Origin of the sequence: Sphingobium sp. OAS761 (assembly GCF_024168485.1) — a bacterium.
Taxonomy (GTDB): Bacteria; Pseudomonadota; Alphaproteobacteria; order Sphingomonadales; family Sphingomonadaceae; genus Sphingobium.
In genome coordinates this window covers 94,327-111,625 of sequence record NZ_JALJVY010000002.1, presented here as the reverse complement: position 1 = coordinate 111,625, position 17,299 = coordinate 94,327, and the positions used below count along the sequence as shown (strand labels likewise).

Annotated in this window: 23 protein-coding genes; 16 read left to right on the top strand and 7 right to left on the bottom strand. The window is 63.4% G+C overall.

Translation table 11 applies throughout. From position 1 onward, the window contains the following. Positions 1-13: 13 nt before the first annotated feature. The 4 genes from J3E64_RS03230 to J3E64_RS03215 form a co-directional block, all read right to left on the bottom strand. Positions 14-1,069 carry a DUF3667 domain-containing protein gene (locus J3E64_RS03230; RefSeq protein ID WP_367398594.1) on the bottom strand — a complete coding sequence of 352 codons (1,056 nt, stop codon included), beginning with the start codon at positions 1,067-1,069 and terminating at the stop codon, positions 14-16. Between the two features lie 51 nt (positions 1,070-1,120). Beyond that, positions 1,121-1,357: a hypothetical protein gene (locus tag J3E64_RS03225; RefSeq protein ID WP_253339693.1), complete on the bottom strand. Its 237-nt coding sequence runs from the start codon at positions 1,355-1,357 to the stop codon at positions 1,121-1,123. A 162-nt stretch (positions 1,358-1,519) separates the two neighbouring features. Continuing rightward, on the bottom strand, positions 1,520-3,040 hold the full coding sequence (locus J3E64_RS03220) for a fumarate hydratase (RefSeq protein ID WP_253339691.1): 1,521 nt from the start codon (positions 3,038-3,040) through the stop codon (positions 1,520-1,522). Between the two features lie 111 nt (positions 3,041-3,151). Then, positions 3,152-4,309, bottom strand: coding sequence for a hypothetical protein (locus tag J3E64_RS03215; protein ID WP_253339689.1), 1,158 nt, complete (start codon positions 4,307-4,309; stop codon positions 3,152-3,154). A 225-nt stretch (positions 4,310-4,534) separates the two neighbouring features. Between J3E64_RS03215 and J3E64_RS03210 the strand changes: the two genes are divergently transcribed. From J3E64_RS03210 to J3E64_RS03180, 7 genes are all read left to right on the top strand, one after another. After that, a complete protein-coding gene (locus J3E64_RS03210; protein WP_253339687.1) occupies positions 4,535-4,702 on the top strand; it encodes a hypothetical protein in 168 nt (55 codons plus the stop codon). A 406-nt stretch (positions 4,703-5,108) separates the two neighbouring features. Then, complete coding sequence (locus tag J3E64_RS03205; RefSeq protein ID WP_253340247.1) at positions 5,109-6,992, top strand: ribonucleoside-diphosphate reductase subunit alpha; 1,884 nt, start codon at positions 5,109-5,111, stop codon at positions 6,990-6,992. Next, positions 6,967-7,284: a hypothetical protein gene (locus tag J3E64_RS03200; RefSeq protein ID WP_367398593.1), complete on the top strand. Its 318-nt coding sequence runs from the start codon at positions 6,967-6,969 to the stop codon at positions 7,282-7,284. The genes J3E64_RS03205 and J3E64_RS03200 overlap by 26 nt, the downstream gene beginning before the upstream one ends. 5 nt (positions 7,285-7,289) lie before the next feature. Then, positions 7,290-8,342: a ribonucleotide-diphosphate reductase subunit beta gene (locus J3E64_RS03195; protein ID WP_253339685.1), complete on the top strand. Its 1,053-nt coding sequence runs from the start codon at positions 7,290-7,292 to the stop codon at positions 8,340-8,342. Between the two features lie 187 nt (positions 8,343-8,529). Further along, the gene (locus J3E64_RS03190) at positions 8,530-8,772 is read left to right on the top strand and encodes a hypothetical protein (RefSeq protein ID WP_253339683.1); all 243 of its coding nucleotides are present in this window, start codon (positions 8,530-8,532) and stop codon (positions 8,770-8,772) included. A 34-nt stretch (positions 8,773-8,806) separates the two neighbouring features. Further along, entirely contained in the window at positions 8,807-8,992 is a 186-nt protein-coding gene (locus J3E64_RS03185) for a hypothetical protein (RefSeq protein WP_253339681.1), read from the top strand. 198 nt (positions 8,993-9,190) lie between these two features. Beyond that, positions 9,191-9,700, top strand: a complete 510-nt coding sequence (locus tag J3E64_RS03180; RefSeq protein WP_253339679.1) for a glycine zipper 2TM domain-containing protein — start codon at positions 9,191-9,193, stop codon at positions 9,698-9,700. A 37-nt stretch (positions 9,701-9,737) separates the two neighbouring features. On the opposite strand, the gene J3E64_RS03175 is transcribed toward J3E64_RS03180, so the two are convergent. Then, positions 9,738-10,301 (bottom strand): thermonuclease family protein, encoded by a 564-nt coding sequence (locus tag J3E64_RS03175; protein ID WP_253340243.1) that lies wholly within the window; start codon positions 10,299-10,301, stop codon positions 9,738-9,740. Between the two features lie 194 nt (positions 10,302-10,495). On the opposite strand from J3E64_RS03175, the gene J3E64_RS03170 reads away from it, so the two are divergent. Beyond that, positions 10,496-10,906 carry a globin gene (locus J3E64_RS03170; protein ID WP_253339677.1) on the top strand — a complete coding sequence of 137 codons (411 nt, stop codon included), beginning with the start codon at positions 10,496-10,498 and terminating at the stop codon, positions 10,904-10,906. Here J3E64_RS03170 and J3E64_RS03165 read toward each other — a convergent pair. Further along, positions 10,903-11,211 carry a hypothetical protein gene (locus tag J3E64_RS03165; protein ID WP_253339675.1) on the bottom strand — a complete coding sequence of 103 codons (309 nt, stop codon included), beginning with the start codon at positions 11,209-11,211 and terminating at the stop codon, positions 10,903-10,905. The two genes, J3E64_RS03170 and J3E64_RS03165, sit on opposite strands and share 4 nt — an antisense overlap. Positions 11,212-11,341: 130 nt before the next feature. On the opposite strand from J3E64_RS03165, the gene J3E64_RS03160 reads away from it, so the two are divergent. The 5 genes from J3E64_RS03160 to J3E64_RS03140 are packed head-to-tail and all read left to right on the top strand — an operon-like array spanning position 11,342 to position 14,309. Then, the gene (locus tag J3E64_RS03160) at positions 11,342-11,722 is read left to right on the top strand and encodes a RidA family protein (RefSeq protein ID WP_253339673.1); all 381 of its coding nucleotides are present in this window, start codon (positions 11,342-11,344) and stop codon (positions 11,720-11,722) included. 29 nt (positions 11,723-11,751) lie between these two features. Continuing rightward, a complete protein-coding gene (locus tag J3E64_RS03155; protein ID WP_253339671.1) occupies positions 11,752-12,108 on the top strand; it encodes an ArsC family reductase in 357 nt (118 codons plus the stop codon). Beyond that, complete coding sequence (locus J3E64_RS03150; protein ID WP_253339669.1) at positions 12,105-13,145, top strand: glycerophosphodiester phosphodiesterase; 1,041 nt, start codon at positions 12,105-12,107, stop codon at positions 13,143-13,145. The genes J3E64_RS03155 and J3E64_RS03150 overlap by 4 nt, the downstream gene beginning before the upstream one ends. 40 nt (positions 13,146-13,185) lie before the next feature. Beyond that, on the top strand, positions 13,186-13,611 hold the full coding sequence (locus J3E64_RS03145) for an Rrf2 family transcriptional regulator (RefSeq protein WP_253339667.1): 426 nt from the start codon (positions 13,186-13,188) through the stop codon (positions 13,609-13,611). Positions 13,612-13,649: 38 nt separating this feature from the next. Then, positions 13,650-14,309, top strand: a complete 660-nt coding sequence (locus J3E64_RS03140) for an MBL fold metallo-hydrolase (RefSeq protein ID WP_253339665.1) — start codon at positions 13,650-13,652, stop codon at positions 14,307-14,309. Between the two features lie 3 nt (positions 14,310-14,312). On the opposite strand, the gene J3E64_RS03135 is transcribed toward J3E64_RS03140, so the two are convergent. Continuing rightward, the gene (locus tag J3E64_RS03135) at positions 14,313-14,744 is read right to left on the bottom strand and encodes an MAPEG family protein (RefSeq protein ID WP_253339663.1); all 432 of its coding nucleotides are present in this window, start codon (positions 14,742-14,744) and stop codon (positions 14,313-14,315) included. 214 nt (positions 14,745-14,958) lie between these two features. Between J3E64_RS03135 and rpmF the strand changes: the two genes are divergently transcribed. The 3 genes from rpmF to J3E64_RS03120 all read left to right on the top strand — a co-directional run bounded on the left by rpmF (position 14,959) and on the right by J3E64_RS03120 (position 17,206). Then, positions 14,959-15,138, top strand: coding sequence for a 50S ribosomal protein L32 (gene rpmF / locus J3E64_RS03130; RefSeq protein WP_253339633.1), 180 nt, complete (start codon positions 14,959-14,961; stop codon positions 15,136-15,138). A 65-nt stretch (positions 15,139-15,203) separates the two neighbouring features. Continuing rightward, complete coding sequence (gene plsX, locus J3E64_RS03125) at positions 15,204-16,229, top strand: phosphate acyltransferase PlsX (RefSeq protein ID WP_253340241.1); 1,026 nt, start codon at positions 15,204-15,206, stop codon at positions 16,227-16,229. Further along, entirely contained in the window at positions 16,226-17,206 is a 981-nt protein-coding gene (locus J3E64_RS03120) for a beta-ketoacyl-ACP synthase III (protein ID WP_253339631.1), read from the top strand. Before plsX ends, J3E64_RS03120 begins: the two co-directional genes overlap by 4 nt. Positions 17,207-17,299: the final 93 nt, after the last annotated feature.

Sequence of the window (17,299 nt, the reverse complement as noted above, 5' to 3'; positions counted from 1 at the left end):
CGATCGCCGCGCGTCACCCCAACATGGCGATCAGGGTGAAGAAAAGCGACAGCGACACGCACGCGAAGCCGTAAAGCAGCGGCAGTCGCAGCAGCGCGCCCGCGCGTGAGAGGGAATAGGCGTCCTTGAACTGGCGATACATGTGCCAGGCCGCGAACAGCAACAGGGCCAGCGTTACCAGACCGCTCGTGACATGCGCTGCGGTGAGCACCATCGACAGTGAAAACAGCAAGGACATGAATGCGATCGAATAGGTCACGTAAATGGCGTGATCATACATCTTGAACCGGCGACTGAAGGGAAAGAGCAGCCACAGGAAGGGCAGCGAGATCAGGATCAGCGCCCAGGAGAATTTATAGGCATTGGCCTTCAGCTTGTAATAGGCGAATTCGGGATTTTCCGCCGCCGCGCTCACCGCCTTGCCCACGGATTTGGCGATGCCGTCGTTGACACCCTCCCCGGTCAGTGACTCCGCAAGGCCGCTGGCAAGGCTCAGGCCTTTGCGATCGTCGCGCGCATCTGCCAGCCTTTCGGTCAGCTTCTCCTTGCGGTTGCCGGACAGGCCGGGTGCCGCCAGTTCCGCCTCGATCTTGCGGATTCGCGCATCGGCCTTGTCCTGTTCCTTTTTCAGTTCGGCGCGGGCCTCGGCATTCATGGCGGGCCCGGCCGCCGCGTCCGCGCCATGATGGCTGGTCAGCGAAAAGATCGCGTACATCAGGAACGCGGAAAAGAGGAACAGGGCGAAGGGGGAGATGAATTTCGCCCTTTCCCCGTGGACGTAGCGACGGGTCAGCTTGCCCGGCCGCAACGCCAGTTCGGGCAGCGTGGTAAACAGCTTCCCTTCGAAGTGCAGCACGCCATGGGCAAGGTCATGGCCGATCGCGGCGAAGCTGCGATGCAGGTGAGCGGCCTGCCCGCATTGCGCGCAATAATGGCCGGCCAGCGCCGCGCCGCAATTAAGGCAGTCGCCATGGCCGGCCGCCTGCGCCTCGCCATGACTCGGCTCGACCGCCCGCGCCATCATGGCTCCCGTGATGGCGTCCCCCGCCGCGTCCATTTCCCCTGACATGGCAGGCAGGATAACAGCGGTGTATGACGCTTACCAGACAGTGATTGCCGGTCAGCTCGGTTTGGTCCCGGGCGGCACGGGCGGCGCCCATCCGGCGCGGCCCATGCTCCAGTTTGCCTGCAACCGCACCAGCGGATTGGGTGCGCACCAGATTTCGCCTGTCGCGTCGATGCCGGTGACCCAGATCAGATTATGCTCCTGTCCATAATCGATGACGGCGAAGGCAAAGCCTTTTCCCTTGCCCTCGACGGAAACGGGCAGGGGCGGGTCAAGTTGGGTGAAGGCCATGGGTTGCTCCGGCTGAAGGTACGGAGACAATGCCGTGCAATGACGCAGGTTCCTGCGGGTTGATCAGGGTTAGGGCGATTCTTCATTCTTCCCTTTGCCGCCGGTACTCGTCGGGCGGCAAAGGGCTGTACAGGTTGACGCAAGTGCCGAATGGCTGGAAGGTCATGCGCCTTCCAGCAGCTTTTCCTTGCGGATCTTTTCCTGCCACACCAGCGGGGCGAGGCGGTGGACATTCTGGCCCTCGCTGTCGACGGCGACGGTGACGGGCATGTCCTCGACGGTGAATTCGTAGATCGCCTCCATGCCCAGATCTTCGAAGCCCACGACCTTGGCTTCCTTGATCGCGCGGGCGACGAGGTAGGCCGCGCCGCCGACTGCCATCAGATAGGCGCTCTTGTGCGTCTTGATGCTCTCCGTCGCCGCCGGGCCGCGCTCGGCCTTGCCGACACAGGCCGCCAGGCCCTGTTCCAGCATCATATCCATGAACTTGTCCATGCGCGTGGCGGTGGTGGGGCCGGCCGGGCCGACCACTTCGTCGCGGACCGGATCGACCGGGCCGACATAATAGATGACGCGACCCTTGAAATCGACGGGCAGTTGCTCGCCCTTTTCCAGCATGTCGGCGATGCGCTTATGCGCGGCGTCGCGGCCGGTGAGCATCTTGCCATTCAGCAGCAGGCGGTCGCCATGCTTCCAGCCCTGCACCTGTTCCGGCGTCAGCGTATCGAGGTCGACGCGGATCGCCTCCTTGCTGGGCTTCCAGTCGACCTGCGGCCATTCGCTGAGCTTTGGCGCTTCCAGATAGGCCGGACCGGACCCGTCGAGCGTGAAATGCGCGTGGCGGGTCGCGGCGCAATTGGGGATCATCGCCACCGGCTTGCCCGCCGCATGGCAGGGATAATCATGGATCTTGATGTCGAGCACGGTGGAAAGGCCGCCCAGGCCCTGCGCGCCGATGCCGAGCGCATTAACCTTGTCATAGAGCTCGATGCGCAGTTCCTCGATCTTGTTCTGCGGCCCGCGCGCCTTGAGTTCGCCCATGTCGATCGGGTCCATCAGGCTTTCCTTGGCCAGCGCCACGGCCTTTTCCGCCGTGCCGCCGATGCCGATGCCCAACATGCCCGGCGGGCACCAGCCCGCGCCCATTTGCGGCACCATTTCCAGCACCCAGTCGACGATCGAATCGCTGGGGTTCATCATCTTGAACTTGGTCTTGTTCTCGCTGCCGCCGCCCTTGGCCGCGACGTCGACGATCACCTTGTTGCCCGGCACCATCTCGACATTCAGCACGCAGGGCGTGTTGTCCTTCGTGTTCTGACGCGCAAAGGCCGGATCGCGCAGGATCGAGGCGCGCAGGCGGTTTTCGGGGTTGAGATAGGCGCGGCGCACGCCTTCGTCCACGACCTCCTGCATCGACCGGCTATTGTCGTCGAGCCGGCAATCCATGCCCCATTTGATGAAGACATTGACGATGCCGGTGTCCTGGCAGATCGGGCGATGGCCTTCGGCGCACATGCGGCTGTTGGTCAGGATCTGGGCGATGGCGTCCTTGGCCGCCGGATTGGCCTCCGCCTCATAGGCTTTGCCCAGCGCGCGGATATAATCCATCGGGTGATAGTAGCTGATGAACTGGAGTGCGTCGGCGACGCTCTCGATCAGGTCGGCGGTCTTGATGATCGTCATCTTGCCAGGGTCCCTTGTCCTGCCCGCCTCCGCGCGGGTCTTCGTCAAGGCGGGGCTATAGGACTTTACCGGCGCAAGTCCAGCGGGTGCCCGACCGGTTGCGCCATGGGCTCAATCTTTGTCCAGGACCATGGCGCGCAGGCGTTCGGCCACGGCGGCGATGCGCGCCTGGGCACGGGGCGCGCGGAGTATGATATGATGATCGCCCGGATCGGACAGTTCGTCCTGGATCAATCCGTCTTCGCCGAGCAGGGCGTCGAATTCTTCCAGATAGTCCAGCCCCATCCGCGCGCACATGTCGGCGATCCGTTCGTTCCAGTGGCGGGCGACGGCGGTGCGCTCGACCTGATCGGGGTGGTCCAGTGCCGCAAGCTGGGCCTTCAGGCGGTCGGCGTCGTCCTCCTCGTTGAGGAACGCGATATGGGCGTTGACATAGCCGGCACGGATCGTGGCATCGCCAAGTGTCGGGGGGAATACCGACATGACGATCAGCCGGCCCCGGCACACGGCCCGGCAGTCGGCGAGGAATCCGGCATAGCGCTCGACCGTGTCGTCGATGAAGGCGCGCATCCGTTCGGGGTCGTACCGGGTCTTCCCGTCGCGCACGCGCATAAGGTCGAACAGAAATTCTATATCCACCTGGCCGAATTTCATGACGACCGGGCGATGGGCGATCATCTGCCCGAGCCGCTTCAGCCGGTCCAGTATATAGGTGCGGTAGCCCGCGCGGGAATGGGAGTTGGAAAGGCCGCGCGCCGATCCGCCCGAACAGATCATCGGCGCGGGCATGATCCCGGCCGCCAGCATCGGGGTCGCCTGCGCCAGGAACGCGCTATGGCTGTCGCCGATGACGATCGCGGTGACATGGTCGGGCGACGGCGTGAGAAGGTCGATGAACCGTCTGAGGTCGCGCCCGCTCGGATCAAGGGTCCAAAGCGCGGCGTGCGTCGCCCGCCGCCCCATTTCCGCCCGCCATCCATCTGTCCATTCGGTCAGCCGCAGCGCCTGCACCGTCGACATGGACAGGCTGAAAGGCGCCTTGCGGCCTTCGCGAAATCCGTGTCGCGCATAATGATCGAGCGCGGCTCCGGCGTCGAGGCGGGCAAGGTCCTTGTAATAATGGATATAGGCGGTGCTGTCGAAATCATGGGAGCGCAGGAAGTCGGCCAGGGCGTCCGGATTCGGATCGAGGGCAGGTCCATCTGGTCCGGTTGCGCCCGATGGGGAATTCTCGTCCTGCCTTGTGCCGCGCATAGCCGCCTTGTCCATCCCGTCTTTCATCGCGCCCCTGCGCGCCGGCGTCTGATAGGAAGCGCACGGCAGCCAGGCAATGCATGACATGGACGACCGCCAGGGTCGGCCCTGACTGGCGGTGCGGCGAATCACCTCTATCGCCGGGCGGGGCGTGCCTATGGACCGGCGCTTCGGCGGGCGCATCCATGGCCGATCGGTCGCCGGGGATTGTGCCGATCGTTCCACGCAAACCCGCAGTCCATGATCGAAATTCGCGCATTGCACGGGGCGCCACTCCCCGCCGAGCAGGAACGGCTTTTTGAACCGCAAAATATGGATCAAATTTTCCTCGCCGGCGCGGCCGTCCGGGTCAGCCGGAGGCATCCGCGCTTTCACGTGGCAAGGCGAATTTATTTTTCTTTTTTGTGACGACCTCTTGTCTTTTTCCGGAGCGGGGAAAGTCCGCGCGTCGCTGCGGCGCGGCACTGTCCGGGAGCGACGAAGTGAATCGGTTCAGCGACGAACCGAGTCCCTAACATGTCATTTACCCTCTTGCGTGACGCCAAGGCTATGGCACTATCCCTTGTATCGGGTAAACGGGGGTCACCCAACAGGTTGTGATTGCACTGCGGGGCACGGGTCCGCGGAAGGGATGTTTTGTCCTTGCGATCCGCTCGGTTGGGGCATTTCCGCGCCCGGACGGGGACGGTTCGTGCTAGACTGTCGGTCTCCAGCATATCTGGCTTGACCGAATCGAACGAAACGAGAACATTCGGGGGCTCGCAAAATGGACTTTCGGGACAGTGGACAAGGTGGCGGTGACGTGGCGACGGTGATGGACGAAATGCTGGAAACGCGGACCGAGGAAAAGGCGCCGGCCATGAAGGCGGCCCAGTCGGCGGCATCCTCCTCGACGGTGCAGGAGCGCCGTTTCGCCGTGGTGACGGACGCGACGCGCGATGCGCTGCTGACGGAATTCGGCAAGGAGACGCTGAACGACCGCTATCTGCTGCCCGGCGAATCCTATCAGGATCTGTTCGCCCGCGTCGCGGCCGCCTATGCCGACGACGCCGATCATGCCCAGCGCGTCTATGACTATATTTCGAAGCTGTGGTTCATGCCGGCGACTCCGGTCCTGTCGAACGGCGGCACCGGCCGCGGTCTGCCGATCAGCTGCTATCTCAACAGCGTGGACGACAGCCTGGAAGGCATCGTCAACACCTGGAACGAAAATGTGTGGCTCGCCTCGCGCGGCGGCGGCATCGGCACCTACTGGGGTAATGTGCGCGGCATCGGCGAGCCGGTGGGCCTCAACGGCAAGACCAGCGGCATCATCCCGTTCGTGCGCGTGATGGACAGCCTGACCCTCGCGATCAGCCAGGGTTCGCTGCGCCGCGGATCGGCCGCCTGCTATCTCGACATCTCGCACCCGGAAATCGAGGAATTCCTTGAAATCCGCAAGACGTCCGGCGACTTCAACCGCAAGGCGCTGAACCTTCACCATGGCGTGCTGCTGACCGACGAGTTCATGGAAGCGGTGCGCGACGGCGCCGAATTCAACCTGCGCAGCCCCAAGGACGGGTCGGTGCGCGGCAGTGTCAACGCCCGCGCCCTGTTCCAGAAGCTGGTCGAGGTGCGCCTGGCCACCGGCGAGCCCTATATCGTCTTCAACGACACTGTGAACCGGATGATGCCCAAGCATCATCGCGATCTGGGGCTGAAGGTTTCGACGTCCAACCTCTGCTCGGAAATCACCCTGCCGACCGGCCGCGACCATCTCGGCCAGGATCGCACTGCCGTCTGCTGCCTGTCCTCGATGAATCTGGAAACATGGGACGAGTGGAAGGATCATCCGAGCTTTGCGGAAGATATCATGCGCTTCCTCGACAATGTGCTTCAGGACTATATCGACCGCGCACCGCCTGAAATGGCGCGCGCCAAGTACAGCGCCAGCCGCGAACGCTCGGTGGGTCTGGGCGTCATGGGCTTCCACAGCTTCCTTCAGGCGCGCCGCATTCCGTTCGAAGGTGCCATGGCCAAATCGTGGAACCTGCGCATCTTCAAGCATATCAACGCCAAGGTGAACGAGGCGTCGATGCTGCTGGCTCATGAACGCGGCCCGTGCCCCGACGCCGCCGATCAGGGCGTGATGGAACGCTTTTCGTGCAAGATGGCGATCGCGCCTACTGCATCGATCAGCATCATCTGCGGCGGCGCGTCGGCGTGCATCGAACCGATCCCGGCGAACATCTACACCCACAAGACGCTTTCGGGCAGCTTTGCGGTCAAGAATCCTTATCTGGAAAAGCTGCTGGTGACCAAGTCGAAGGACAGCACGGCTGTCTGGAACTCGATCCTCGAACGCGGTGGCTCGGTCCAGCATCTCGACTTCCTGACCCAGGAAGAAAAGGATGTGTTCAAGACCAGTTTCGAGATTGACCAGCGCTGGCTGCTCGAACTGGCCGCCGACCGCACGCCCTATATCGATCAGGCGCAGTCCTTGAACCTGTTCATTCCGGCGGACGTGGAGAAATGGGATCTGCTGATGCTCCATTTCCGCGCGTGGGAACTGGGCATCAAGTCGCTTTACTATCTGCGGTCCAAGTCGGTGCAGCGCGCCGGCTTCGCCGGCGGGGTGGAAGCGGACAATACGATCGACGCCCCCAAGTTCGAAATCGGCGAGACCACCGACTATGATGAATGTCTCGCCTGTCAGTAACGGGTGTAAGGCGCGCCCGGTAAGCCGGGCACGCCTTGCCGGCGCAGTCCTGTTGTTCATGTTCCTGTCCGGCTGTGCCCGCCAGGTTTCGACAACGGTGGAGCCTGCGGCCCCCGGTTTCTGGCTCGGCATCTTTCATGGCTTCATCTTTCCGGTCGCTTGGGTGATTTCACTCTTCGTGCCGGATGTCGCCATCTACGCTGTCCCCAACAATGGTGGATGGTATGATTTCGGATATTTCATCGGCATCTGTTTTCTGGGTGTCGGTGCGCGCAGTTCTACCCGAGGATAACTCCCATGCCCCTTCTCCAAGCCTCCAAGGTCTACAAGCCGTTCGAATATCCCTGGGCCTATGAATATTGGAAACGCCAGCAGCAGCTGCACTGGCTCCCTGAGGAAGTGCCTCTGGGCGAGGATTGCCGCGACTGGGCGCAGAAGCTCAGCGACCATGAGCGCAACCTGCTGACGCAGATTTTCCGCTTCTTCACCCAGGCGGATGTCGAGGTGCAGGATTGCTACCACGAAAAATATGGACGCGTGTTCAAGCCGACCGAGGTCAAGATGATGCTGACCGCGTTCAGCAACATGGAAACCGTCCACATCGCCGCCTACAGCCATCTGCTAGACACGATCGGGATGCCCGAAAGCGAGTACAGCGCCTTCATGCAATATAAGGAAATGAAGGACAAACACGACTATCTGCAACAGTTCGGCGTCGACACGGACGAGGATATCGCCCGCACGCTCGCCATGTTCGGCGGCTTTACCGAAGGCTTGCAGCTCTTTGCGTCCTTCGCGATGCTGATGAACTTTCCGCGCTTCAACAAGATGAAGGGCATGGGCCAGATCGTCACCTGGTCGATCCGCGACGAAACGCTCCACTGCGAGGGTATCATCAAGCTGTTCCACGCCTTCTGCGCGGAACGCGGTTGCCTGACCCCGGCGGTCAAGGACGACATATTGGACATGTGCCACAAGACCGTCCGCATCGAGGATGCGTTCGTCGACCTTGTCTTCGAAATGGGGCCGGTGCCCGGCATGACGCCCAAGGACATCAAGAAATATGTCCGCTACATCGCCGACTGGCGGCTGGGGCAACTGGGTTTGAAGCCCATCTACATGATCGATGAGCATCCGCTCCCCTGGCTCACCCCGCTCCTGAACGGCGTCGAACACGCCAACTTCTTCGAGACCCGCGCCACCGAATATTCGAAGGGCGCGACCCGCGGCCAGTGGAACGACGTCTGGGACGCCTTCGACCGTCGCCAGAAGCTCAAGGGCGGAGAAGCCGCGAACGCCGACGACGCCGATCCCGATATGTTCAAGGCAGCGGGCATAGCGGCAGAGTGAAAGAGGGCAGGGCCATCCGCATCATCGTGCGGACGGCCCCCTCGGCCATCATAGTTAGCGCTTCAGGCACTGCATGAGCAGCGTGCGATAAAGGCGCCCCTCGGGCCAGGTCTTGCTGTACGGGAAAAAGCTCCGGAACGGACCCTTCTTCGCCCAAAATGGCGCAAAACGCGCTTATGTTCGCGCCATGCCCGAACCCTTCTCCCCCACCCATGCTTATATCTGCCATGTTTGCGGCAGCGATCATGTCGTGCGCGACGCCTGGGCTACATGGGATGTGCAGGCGCAGCTATGGGTGCTGGATACGCTCTTCGACCATGCGCATTGCCATCAATGCCTGGGCGCGACCCGGATGGAGCGGGTATTGCTGACCAGCCCGGTCACCTTTGCCGCGCCGGATCGGCACCCGTCGGACGAACGGCCGCAGTGACGCTTCTTTAATCCGGCGCTCTTATGGTGGACCCATGCTGTTCGGCGTCCGCCTCCGCTCACTCTTCACCAGCCGCTGGCTGGCGCTGCTCTGGGCGGTGCTGGTGATGCTCACCGCCATTCAGTTCGTCGGAGTCGGCGGGGATGAGACGGCCGGTAACGGCACGGACGGCACGGCGCTCGCCAATGCGCAGCAGGACGCCATCTCCAACGCCTTGTGACCGCCGGCCCGCGCTGCACGTTCGCCGTTGCGACGGCTTGCGTGGGAAAGGGCGCATGGCCTTCCCCGGGACCTGCATCGCGAAATCGGGACCGGCCTGTCGCCGGACTGAACGGGCAGTTTTGTTCCGTTCATGCAACATAGGTTCAGTTGCAGGGTTCTAGCGTGCATGTCGGAATCATTGAAAGGAACTGGAGCCATGCAATTTTCCGTAAAAGGCATGATCGCCGCCCTCTCGCTCGGCGCCATGACGCTGACCGCCGTGCCTGCGCTGGCCCAGCCGGGCCATGGCAAGCCGCCCCCGGGTCATGGTCGCGGCGATTGGAAACATGGCGGCAAGCATGCGCATAAGGAATGGCGCAAGGATCGCCGGGCCTATCGGGTGCCTGGCCGGGTGGTCTATCGCTACGACTATAACCGGCCCGACCCGCGCTACGGCCGCTATTATCGCGCTGACCGCTATTATCGTTCGGGCTATGCACCGATCCGCGTGACGCGCGGAACCCGCATCTATCGCGGCTATGACGATCGCTATTATTGCCGCCGCTCGGACGGCACGACCGGCCTGATCGTGGGCGCAGCTCTGGGCGGTCTGCTGGGCAGCCAGCTTGATCGCGGGCGGTCGAATACGACCGGCATCCTCATCGGCGCGGGCGCCGGAGCGCTGCTTGGACGGGAAGTCGATCGTGGCAGCCTGAGCTGCCGTTAAGGTTCAGCTGGTGGGACGGCGCTCATGTGCCGAGCCGTCAGCACCAGGGATGGCGGCTGCCGTCCCAGTTTCGGGCCAGTCCTTCGGCAACCAGAACGGTGCCGATCGACTGGCCTTGCCGCGTAACCACGCGCAGCGACCGACCGTAGCGATCGGTGTCGCGATCGATGCTTTCCAGCGAAAAGGGGCCGGCGTTCATCAGCGTCTGCAATCGCATCGTTGCCCGCATCCCCAGTTCGTTTTCCGCCGTGCAGCGCGGGCCGTGGGTTTCGGGCGTGTCGATGTCGGCGATGCGATATTTGTCGCCACGGAACCAGAATGTGTCGCCATCGACGACGCAATTGGTGCCGCCGCCGCTATGGCAATATCCGAATTGCGCCGACAGCGTATCGGGCATCGCATGGAGAGGCGCCTGCCGGACGGGCACTTGCCGGATCATCCGCTCCGTCCGCTCGATCCAGCCCGGCCCGTACCAGCCCAGAAGCAGGCCCAGGCACATCATGTAGACCAGTGCGGGCATATTCAGGCCGTCGCGTCGCCTTCTAAACCGCCGCTCGCCGCCGGCACGTCGCGCGTCGGCCAGCCAGGCCTGCTGCACCATGCTCCGTCGCGCCCGCGCTTCCTGTCCAGAACTTCGTTTCGCCATGCCGGAATCTTACCGGGCGGAGAGCAAACAGGATGTTAAAGCCGCTCCACCTTCATGCCGATCCCGAGGCTGTTCGATTTGACGATCGTCAATGTCATGCCGGGCCGCGCTGCCAGGCTGGCCGTCTCTATCCGAATCGGAGCCGATCGATGAACGCCGCCGCCCCGCCCAGTCCCTATGTCCGTATCGGTGGTGAGCCTGTTGTCCGGGCGATCGTCGATCGTTTCTACGACCTTATCGAACGGGATGCCGCCTATGCCGGCCTGCGCGCGCTGCACGGGGCGGATCTGGGGCCGGTTCGCCACGGCCTGACCCGCTTCCTGGCGGGCTGGCTGGGGGGACCGCGCGACTGGTTCGAGCGCGGCCAATGCGTGATGTCGCTGCATCGCGCCTTCCCGATCAGTTCTGACCTTGCCGATCAATGGGCGTCGGCCATGACATGCACCATCGCCGGCGACGCAACGCTCGACCCGAAGCTGGGTGATGCCATGGCGGAGGCACTGGGCCACATGGCACGCGGCATGATAAACTTCGGCCTGGCGAAAAGCGCCGTCGCCTAAGGCAGGTCGTCGTCGGCCGTTTCGGTCGGACCGAGTGCATCCTCCTCGTCGTCCATTTGCGGCTCGCCGGCGAAAGCGTCATTGTCGATGCGGCCTGAACGGTTCATCGCGTTCATCTTGTCGACCAGATCCTCTACATCGTCGGGCACGATCTGCGCGGGGTTGGGGCGCCCGCCATGTTCGCTGTCCTCGCTAAGGTCCGTCGATCGGTGCGCAGCATCTTCCGTCACCGTCTGGGCCTGGGCGTCCGCATCGGCCTGTTCGCTGTTCTCGTCAAATTCCCGGTCGGGCATCCTGCCGTCCATGGCATGTCTCCTTAGAAACCTGCCGGCTCAACGGCTGGGGACAGGGCCTGTTCCGGCGAAAGCGCTGGACAGTGCATCGTCGAAGGGGCAAAGGCGCACCCGATCCTTTCGCATCGCAGCAGGAATCCGCATGTCCCGCCAGCTTATTTCCTCCGGCTCGCCTTTCGAGGCGCAGGTCGGCTATTCCCGTGCCGTCGTTCAGGGCGACTGGTGCTTCGTCGCCGGTACGACAGGAACCGATCCTGAAACCAAGGCCATGCCCGACGACGTCGTGGAACAGGGCCGAAACGCGCTCAAGGTCATCGGCGCGGCGTTGGAACAGGCCGGTTTTTCCTTTGCCGATGTCGTGCGCGTCACCTATTATATCACCGATCCGGCCTATTGGGACGTCCTGGGCCAAGCGACCGCCCCTGTTTTCGGTGACATCCGCCCGGCGGCCAGCTGCGTCGTCGCCAGCCTCATCAAGCCGGAAATGAAGATCGAAATTGAGGTCACCGCCTTCAAAGGGTAACCGGCCAAGGCTATCAGGAACACAGCATCATGATCACCATGTACGGCATCAAGAATTGCGACACGATCAAGAAGGCCCGCAACTGGCTGGATAACGAACGCGTCGCATACGGCTTTCATGATTATAAGGTGTCGGGCGTGGACAAGGACCGGCTGGAGGAATGGGTGATGGAACATGGCTGGGAAACCATCCTCAACCGTTCCGGCACCACCTTCAAGGCGCTGGACGCGGGGGACAAGGCGCATATCGACGCCGACAAGGCGATCCTGCTGATGATGGCCAACCCGTCCATGATCAAGCGTCCGATCCTCGATACGGGCAAGGGCACGATCGTCGGGTTCAAGGCGACGACCTATGAAAATGCGCTGCGGGGCGTGACGGCGTGATCGGGCGGGGACTGCTGCGCATCGGATTGATCCTGCTGATGAGCATCGTCCCTCTCTCCACCGCATCGGCCACGCCGATCATCATCGCGCATCGTGGCGCGAGCGGCGAGCGTCCCGAACACACGCTTGCCGCCTATGAACGCGCGATCGACCAGGGTGCCGACTATATCGAGCCCGATCTTGTCCTGACAAAGGACGGCGTGCTCGTTGCCCGGCATGAAAACGAGATTGGCGGCACGACCGATGTCGCCGGCCATCCCGAATTCGCCGACCGCCGCACGACCAAGGTCATCGATGGCGTCGAAATGACCGGCTGGTTCACGGAGGATTTCACGCTGGCCGAATTGCGGACATTGCGTGCCCGCGAACGGCTGCCCGATGTACGCCCGGCCAACAAACGGTTCGACGCGCTGTACCAGATTCCCACATTTGAAGAGATTTTGAAGCTGGTGCAGGCCAAGGAGGCGGAACAGCATCGGCGTATCGGCATATATCCCGAAACCAAGCATCCGACCTATTTCGCCACGATCGGCCTGCCGCATCAGGCGCCGCTGCTCGAATTGCTGGGCCGCTACGGATACCAGACGGAGGCCGACCCGGTTTTCATCCAGTCCTTCGAGGTCGGCAATCTGAAGGCGCTGCGCGCGGTCACACGCCTGCGGCTGATCCAGCTCGTCGATGCTCAGGGTGGTCCGGCCGATCTGCCGGGCACCAGCTATTTCGACATGCTCACGGTGCAGGGTCTGTCCGACATCGCCGCCTATGCGGACGGTATCGGTCCGTCGGCCGCGATGGTGCTGGCGCCCGAAGGCGCGACCGCGCTGGTGGGACGTGCGCATGATGCCGGGCTTCAGGTCCATGCCTGGACACTGCGGATGGAAAATATCTTCCTGCCCGCGTCGTACCAGCGCCCCGACGACGTGGCCGGGCATGGCGACTTCGACGCTTATGTCCGCGCCATCGCGGCAACGGGCGTCGACGGAATTTTCAGCGACTTTCCCCTGCAGGCGCGCGCGGCGTTGACGCCCGCCCCTTAAGCGGGTTGTCAAACCCGGGCCGCGAGCGAATAACGGACCCATGCTGTCCCAGAAGACCCGTTACGCTATCCGCGCCCTCCAGCATCTTGCCGATCGTTACCGCCAGGGCCCCGTCCCGCTGAACGAGATCGCCACACGACAGAATATCCCGTCCAAATTCCTGACCGTCATTCTTTCCGAGATGGCGCGCGAGGGTCTGGTGGCGACGCAACGGGGCAGGGACGGGGGCTATTGGCTGGCGCTGGCGCCGGTGGACATCAGCTATGGCGACATTGTCCGCCTGACGCGCGGGTCGCTGGCGCTCACCCCCTGCGCCAGCCGGTTCGCCCATGAAAGCTGCACCAATTGCCTGCCCGAATCGGAATGTCGTCTCCATCGGATCATGCTTCGGGTACGCGACGAAACCGCCAAGGTGCTTGACGGTATCAGCCTGGGCGAACCGATCCCGCTGCCGGTCGGCGACTGACCCTTGCGCGGGACGCGCGGTCGCGCCACATCGGGGGCATGACGATACCGCCGCTCAAAGCCGCCCTCATTCCCGTGACGCCCTTGCAGCAGAACTGCACGCTCTTCTGGTGTACGCAGACGATGCGCGGTGCCTTCGTCGATCCGGGTGGCGATCTGCCGGTGCTCAGGCGCGCGGCGGAGCAGCAGGGCGTGACGATAGAGAAGCTGCTCGTGACCCATGGGCATATCGACCATTGCGGGCAGGCGGGCCTTCTGGCGAAGGAACTGGATGTTCCTATCGAGGGGCCGCACGAGGCCGACCGTTTCTGGATCGACAAGCTGGACACGGACGGTGCCAAATACGGCATCGACGGCCAGGTGTTCGAACCCGACCGCTGGCTGGTCGACGGCGACCGGGTGACGGTCGGCAATCTGGTGCTCGACGTGCTCCATTGCCCCGGCCACACGCCGGGCCATGTGGTCTTTCACCACGCGCCCAGCAAGCTTGCGATCGTCGGCGACGTGCTGTTTCAAGGGTCGATCGGCCGTACCGATTTCCCCAGGGGCAATCATCAGGACCTGATCGACGCCATCACCGGCAAACTGTGGCCGCTGGGCGGCGATACCGCGTTCGTCCCCGGCCACGGCCCGATGAGCAATTTCGCGCATGAACGCCGCAGCAATCCGTTCGTCGCCGATTCGGTTCTCGCGCGCTGAGCCTCAGCCTCCGCTTGCGAGAGCCGGCGGGGCGGGGATCGCGCGGGTGGCGGTGTAGGCGACGGTCAGCGCGGCAATCGCCAGGCCGACAAGCACCAGAAATGTGACGATCATGCCGCCTGCCCGCCAGGGATTGGGCTTGTCCGAATCCATGCCGATCCCGTGGGCGATCCGGGCCATCAGGAAGGCCGCGGCGCACAGCCAAAGCCATTGCGAGGCGCCCACGGCCAATTCGACGAGTGCGAAGAGAATCAGTATGATGGGCGTATATTCTATGAAATTGCCTTGCGCACGCATGCGGTGCGCCAGCAGTGGGTCGCCGCCATCGCCATGGATCGCCTGTGCGGCGAACCGGCGCTGGACACAGCGTATGGCGAGCCACAGGTTGATGAAGGCGCAGCCGGCGGCGAAGGTGAGTGTGACGGGCAGCAGCATGGGCGTGTTTCCCCCCCTTTGATGATGGACCGCAGCCTAGGCAATCCGGCCCACGTGGCAAGGAAGGACTTGCGCCCGCGTCAGAAAACGCTATAGGCGCATGGCTTCGCGATCACCCGGGCCGCATGGGTCTGCGGCGCCGTTGGCGTCGGCATCCATCGGGGAAAACCGGCCAGTCGCATAACCAGATTGATTTACGGAACAAGGTGCCGACATGGCTGTCCCCAAGCGCAAGACTTCTCCTTCCCGTCGCGGCATGCGCCGTAGCCACGATGCGCTGCGCGTCGAGGCGTATCAGGAATGCTCCAACTGCGGCGAACTGAAGCGTCCGCACAACCTGTGCGACGCCTGCGGTCATTATAACGGTCGCGAAATCCTCGCCGTCGGGGCGTAATTTCCCGATCTCCGCAAAGGGGTAAAGCCAGAGTGTCCAGCCAGCCGCGAATCGCAATTGACGCGATGGGCGGGGATGAAGGCGTGCGTGTGATGATGGCGGGCGTAGCGCTCGCCCGTCACCGCCATGAGGGATTGCGCTTCACCCTGTTCGGCGATGAAGCGCGGATCAAGGCTGCGCTCGACCATCACCCCAATTTGCGGGCGGCGTCAGACGTGGTGCATGCCGCCTCCGTCGTCGACGGGTCGGACAAGCCCAGCGTCGCGATCCGGAAGAAGGACAGCTCGATGAGCATGGCCATCGCCGCCGTGAAGGCGGGCGATGCCGGCGCGGCTGTTTCGGCCGGCAATACCGGCGCGCTGATGGCGATGGCGAAACTGGCCCTGCGCACCATGCCCGGTGTCGACAGGCCGGCGCTCGCGGCGATGCTGCCGACGCTGGGCGACAATGATGTCATCATGCTCGACCTGGGCGCCAACACCGAATGCGACGCCCGCAACCTTGTGCAGTTTGCGGTCATGGGCGCTGCCTATTCGCGAATCGCGTTCGACCTCGATCGTCCGCGCGTGCGCCTGCTGAACATCGGCACCGAAGATCTCAAGGGCACCGACCAGATTCGCGATGCCGCGGCCCTTCTGCGCGCCGCCGATTCGCTGCCGCTGCGGTTCGAAGGCTTCACCGAGGGGGACAAGATCGCGAAGGGCGAGGCCGACGTGATCGTGTGCGACGGTTTTTCCGGCAATGTTGCGCTCAAGACGGCCGAAGGGACGGCCCGCTTCGTGACGGATGTGCTGCGTAACGCCTTCACCAGTTCGATCCGCTCGAAGATCGGTTTCCTGATCTCCAAGCCCGCGATGCACCTGCTCAAGCATCATCTCGATCCCAATAACCACAACGGGGCAGTGTTTCTCGGCCTGAACGGCGTGGTGGTGAAAAGTCACGGCAGTGCCGACGCCAAGGGCGTCGCCAATGCGGTCCATGTCGCGGCCCGCCTGCTGGAAGAGGATATTACCCGACGCATCGCCGCCGACATGGCGGGGGTGGAACGCCTCTCGACCGTCGCGGCCAAAATGGAGCAGCCCGCCAAGTGATCCGCCGTTCCATTCTTCTGGGGACGGGCTCGGCCCTTCCCGCCCGCGTCGTCACCAACGCGGAACTGGCGCAGACCGTCGACACGAGCGACGAATGGATCGTGGAGCGGACCGGTATCCGCGCCCGGTACATAGCGGGCGAGGGCGAAACCACGGCCACGCTGGCGACCGATGCGGCACGCGCGGCGCTGGATGCGGCAGGCCTGGCGCCTGATGACATCGATCTCATCATCCTGGCGACCGCCACGCCCGACCAGACCTTTCCGGCCACCGCGACCAAGGTGCAGGCCGCGCTCGGCATCGACGACTGCGTCGCATTCGACGTTGCGGCGGTATGCTCGGGATTCCTTTACGCCGTCACCGTGGCCGACAGCATGATCCGGTCCGGCGCGGCCGGTCGCGCGCTTGTGATCGGTGCGGAAACCTTCAGTCGCATTCTGGACTGGGAAGATCGCACGACCTGCGTATTGTTCGGCGACGGCGCCGGCGCGGTCATCCTGGGCGCCGAGGAAGGCGATGCGCGCGTCACCGAGGGCACACGCGGCATATTGGCGTCGAAGCTGCACGCTGACGGACGCCACAACCAGCTGCTCTATGTCGACGGTGGACCATCGACGACGCAGACCGTCGGCAAGCTGCGGATGAAGGGTCAGGAAGTATTCCGCCACGCCGTCGTCAACCTCGCCGCCGTGTTGAACGAGGTCATGGCCATGGTCGGATTGTCAGCCGCCGACATCGACTGGCTGGTGCCGCATCAGGCCAATGCCCGCATTCTCGATGCGACCGCGCGCAAGCTCAAGCTGTCGCCTGACCGTGTGATCATGACGGTCGATCGCCATGCCAATACATCCGCCGCGTCGGTGCCACTCGCTCTCGATCTTGCGATACGCGACGGACGGATCAGGCCGGGTGATCTGGTCGTACTGGAAGCAATGGGCGGGGGCTTCACCTGGGGTGCCTGCGTACTGCGGATCTGATTGGCGACCTGTTCTTTAGAACGCTTGCCGAATCGCTGTAAATCGGTCACTTTTGTCTTATGGTCACTGGGGGGTGGCTGCGCGCAAGGCGGG

Bases quoted from the DNA above. Each gene is read 5' to 3' on its own strand.
- J3E64_RS03230 (WP_367398594.1), bottom strand. From the start codon at position 1,069: ATGTCAGGGGAAATGGACGCGGCGGGGGACGCCATCACGGGAGCCATG.
- J3E64_RS03225 (WP_253339693.1), bottom strand. From the start codon at position 1,357: ATGGCCTTCACCCAACTTGACCCGCCCCTGCCCGTTTCCGTCGAGGGC.
- J3E64_RS03220 (WP_253339691.1), bottom strand. From the start codon at position 3,040: ATGACGATCATCAAGACCGCCGACCTGATCGAGAGCGTCGCCGACGCA.
- J3E64_RS03215 (WP_253339689.1), bottom strand. From the start codon at position 4,309: ATGGACAAGGCGGCTATGCGCGGCACAAGGCAGGACGAGAATTCCCCA.
- J3E64_RS03210 (WP_253339687.1), top strand. From the start codon at position 4,535: ATGATCGAAATTCGCGCATTGCACGGGGCGCCACTCCCCGCCGAGCAG.
- J3E64_RS03205 (WP_253340247.1), top strand. From the start codon at position 5,109: ATGGACGAAATGCTGGAAACGCGGACCGAGGAAAAGGCGCCGGCCATG.
- J3E64_RS03200 (WP_367398593.1), top strand. From the start codon at position 6,967: ATGATGAATGTCTCGCCTGTCAGTAACGGGTGTAAGGCGCGCCCGGTA.
- J3E64_RS03195 (WP_253339685.1), top strand. From the start codon at position 7,290: ATGCCCCTTCTCCAAGCCTCCAAGGTCTACAAGCCGTTCGAATATCCC.
- J3E64_RS03190 (WP_253339683.1), top strand. From the start codon at position 8,530: ATGCCCGAACCCTTCTCCCCCACCCATGCTTATATCTGCCATGTTTGC.
- J3E64_RS03185 (WP_253339681.1), top strand. From the start codon at position 8,807: ATGCTGTTCGGCGTCCGCCTCCGCTCACTCTTCACCAGCCGCTGGCTG.
- J3E64_RS03180 (WP_253339679.1), top strand. From the start codon at position 9,191: ATGCAATTTTCCGTAAAAGGCATGATCGCCGCCCTCTCGCTCGGCGCC.
- J3E64_RS03175 (WP_253340243.1), bottom strand. From the start codon at position 10,301: ATGGTGCAGCAGGCCTGGCTGGCCGACGCGCGACGTGCCGGCGGCGAG.
- J3E64_RS03170 (WP_253339677.1), top strand. From the start codon at position 10,496: ATGAACGCCGCCGCCCCGCCCAGTCCCTATGTCCGTATCGGTGGTGAG.
- J3E64_RS03165 (WP_253339675.1), bottom strand. From the start codon at position 11,211: ATGGACGGCAGGATGCCCGACCGGGAATTTGACGAGAACAGCGAACAG.
- J3E64_RS03160 (WP_253339673.1), top strand. From the start codon at position 11,342: ATGTCCCGCCAGCTTATTTCCTCCGGCTCGCCTTTCGAGGCGCAGGTC.
- J3E64_RS03155 (WP_253339671.1), top strand. From the start codon at position 11,752: ATGATCACCATGTACGGCATCAAGAATTGCGACACGATCAAGAAGGCC.
- J3E64_RS03145 (WP_253339667.1), top strand. From the start codon at position 13,186: ATGCTGTCCCAGAAGACCCGTTACGCTATCCGCGCCCTCCAGCATCTT.
- J3E64_RS03140 (WP_253339665.1), top strand. From the start codon at position 13,650: ATGACGATACCGCCGCTCAAAGCCGCCCTCATTCCCGTGACGCCCTTG.
- J3E64_RS03135 (WP_253339663.1), bottom strand. From the start codon at position 14,744: ATGCTGCTGCCCGTCACACTCACCTTCGCCGCCGGCTGCGCCTTCATC.
- rpmF (WP_253339633.1), top strand. From the start codon at position 14,959: ATGGCTGTCCCCAAGCGCAAGACTTCTCCTTCCCGTCGCGGCATGCGC.
- plsX (WP_253340241.1), top strand. From the start codon at position 15,204: ATGGGCGGGGATGAAGGCGTGCGTGTGATGATGGCGGGCGTAGCGCTC.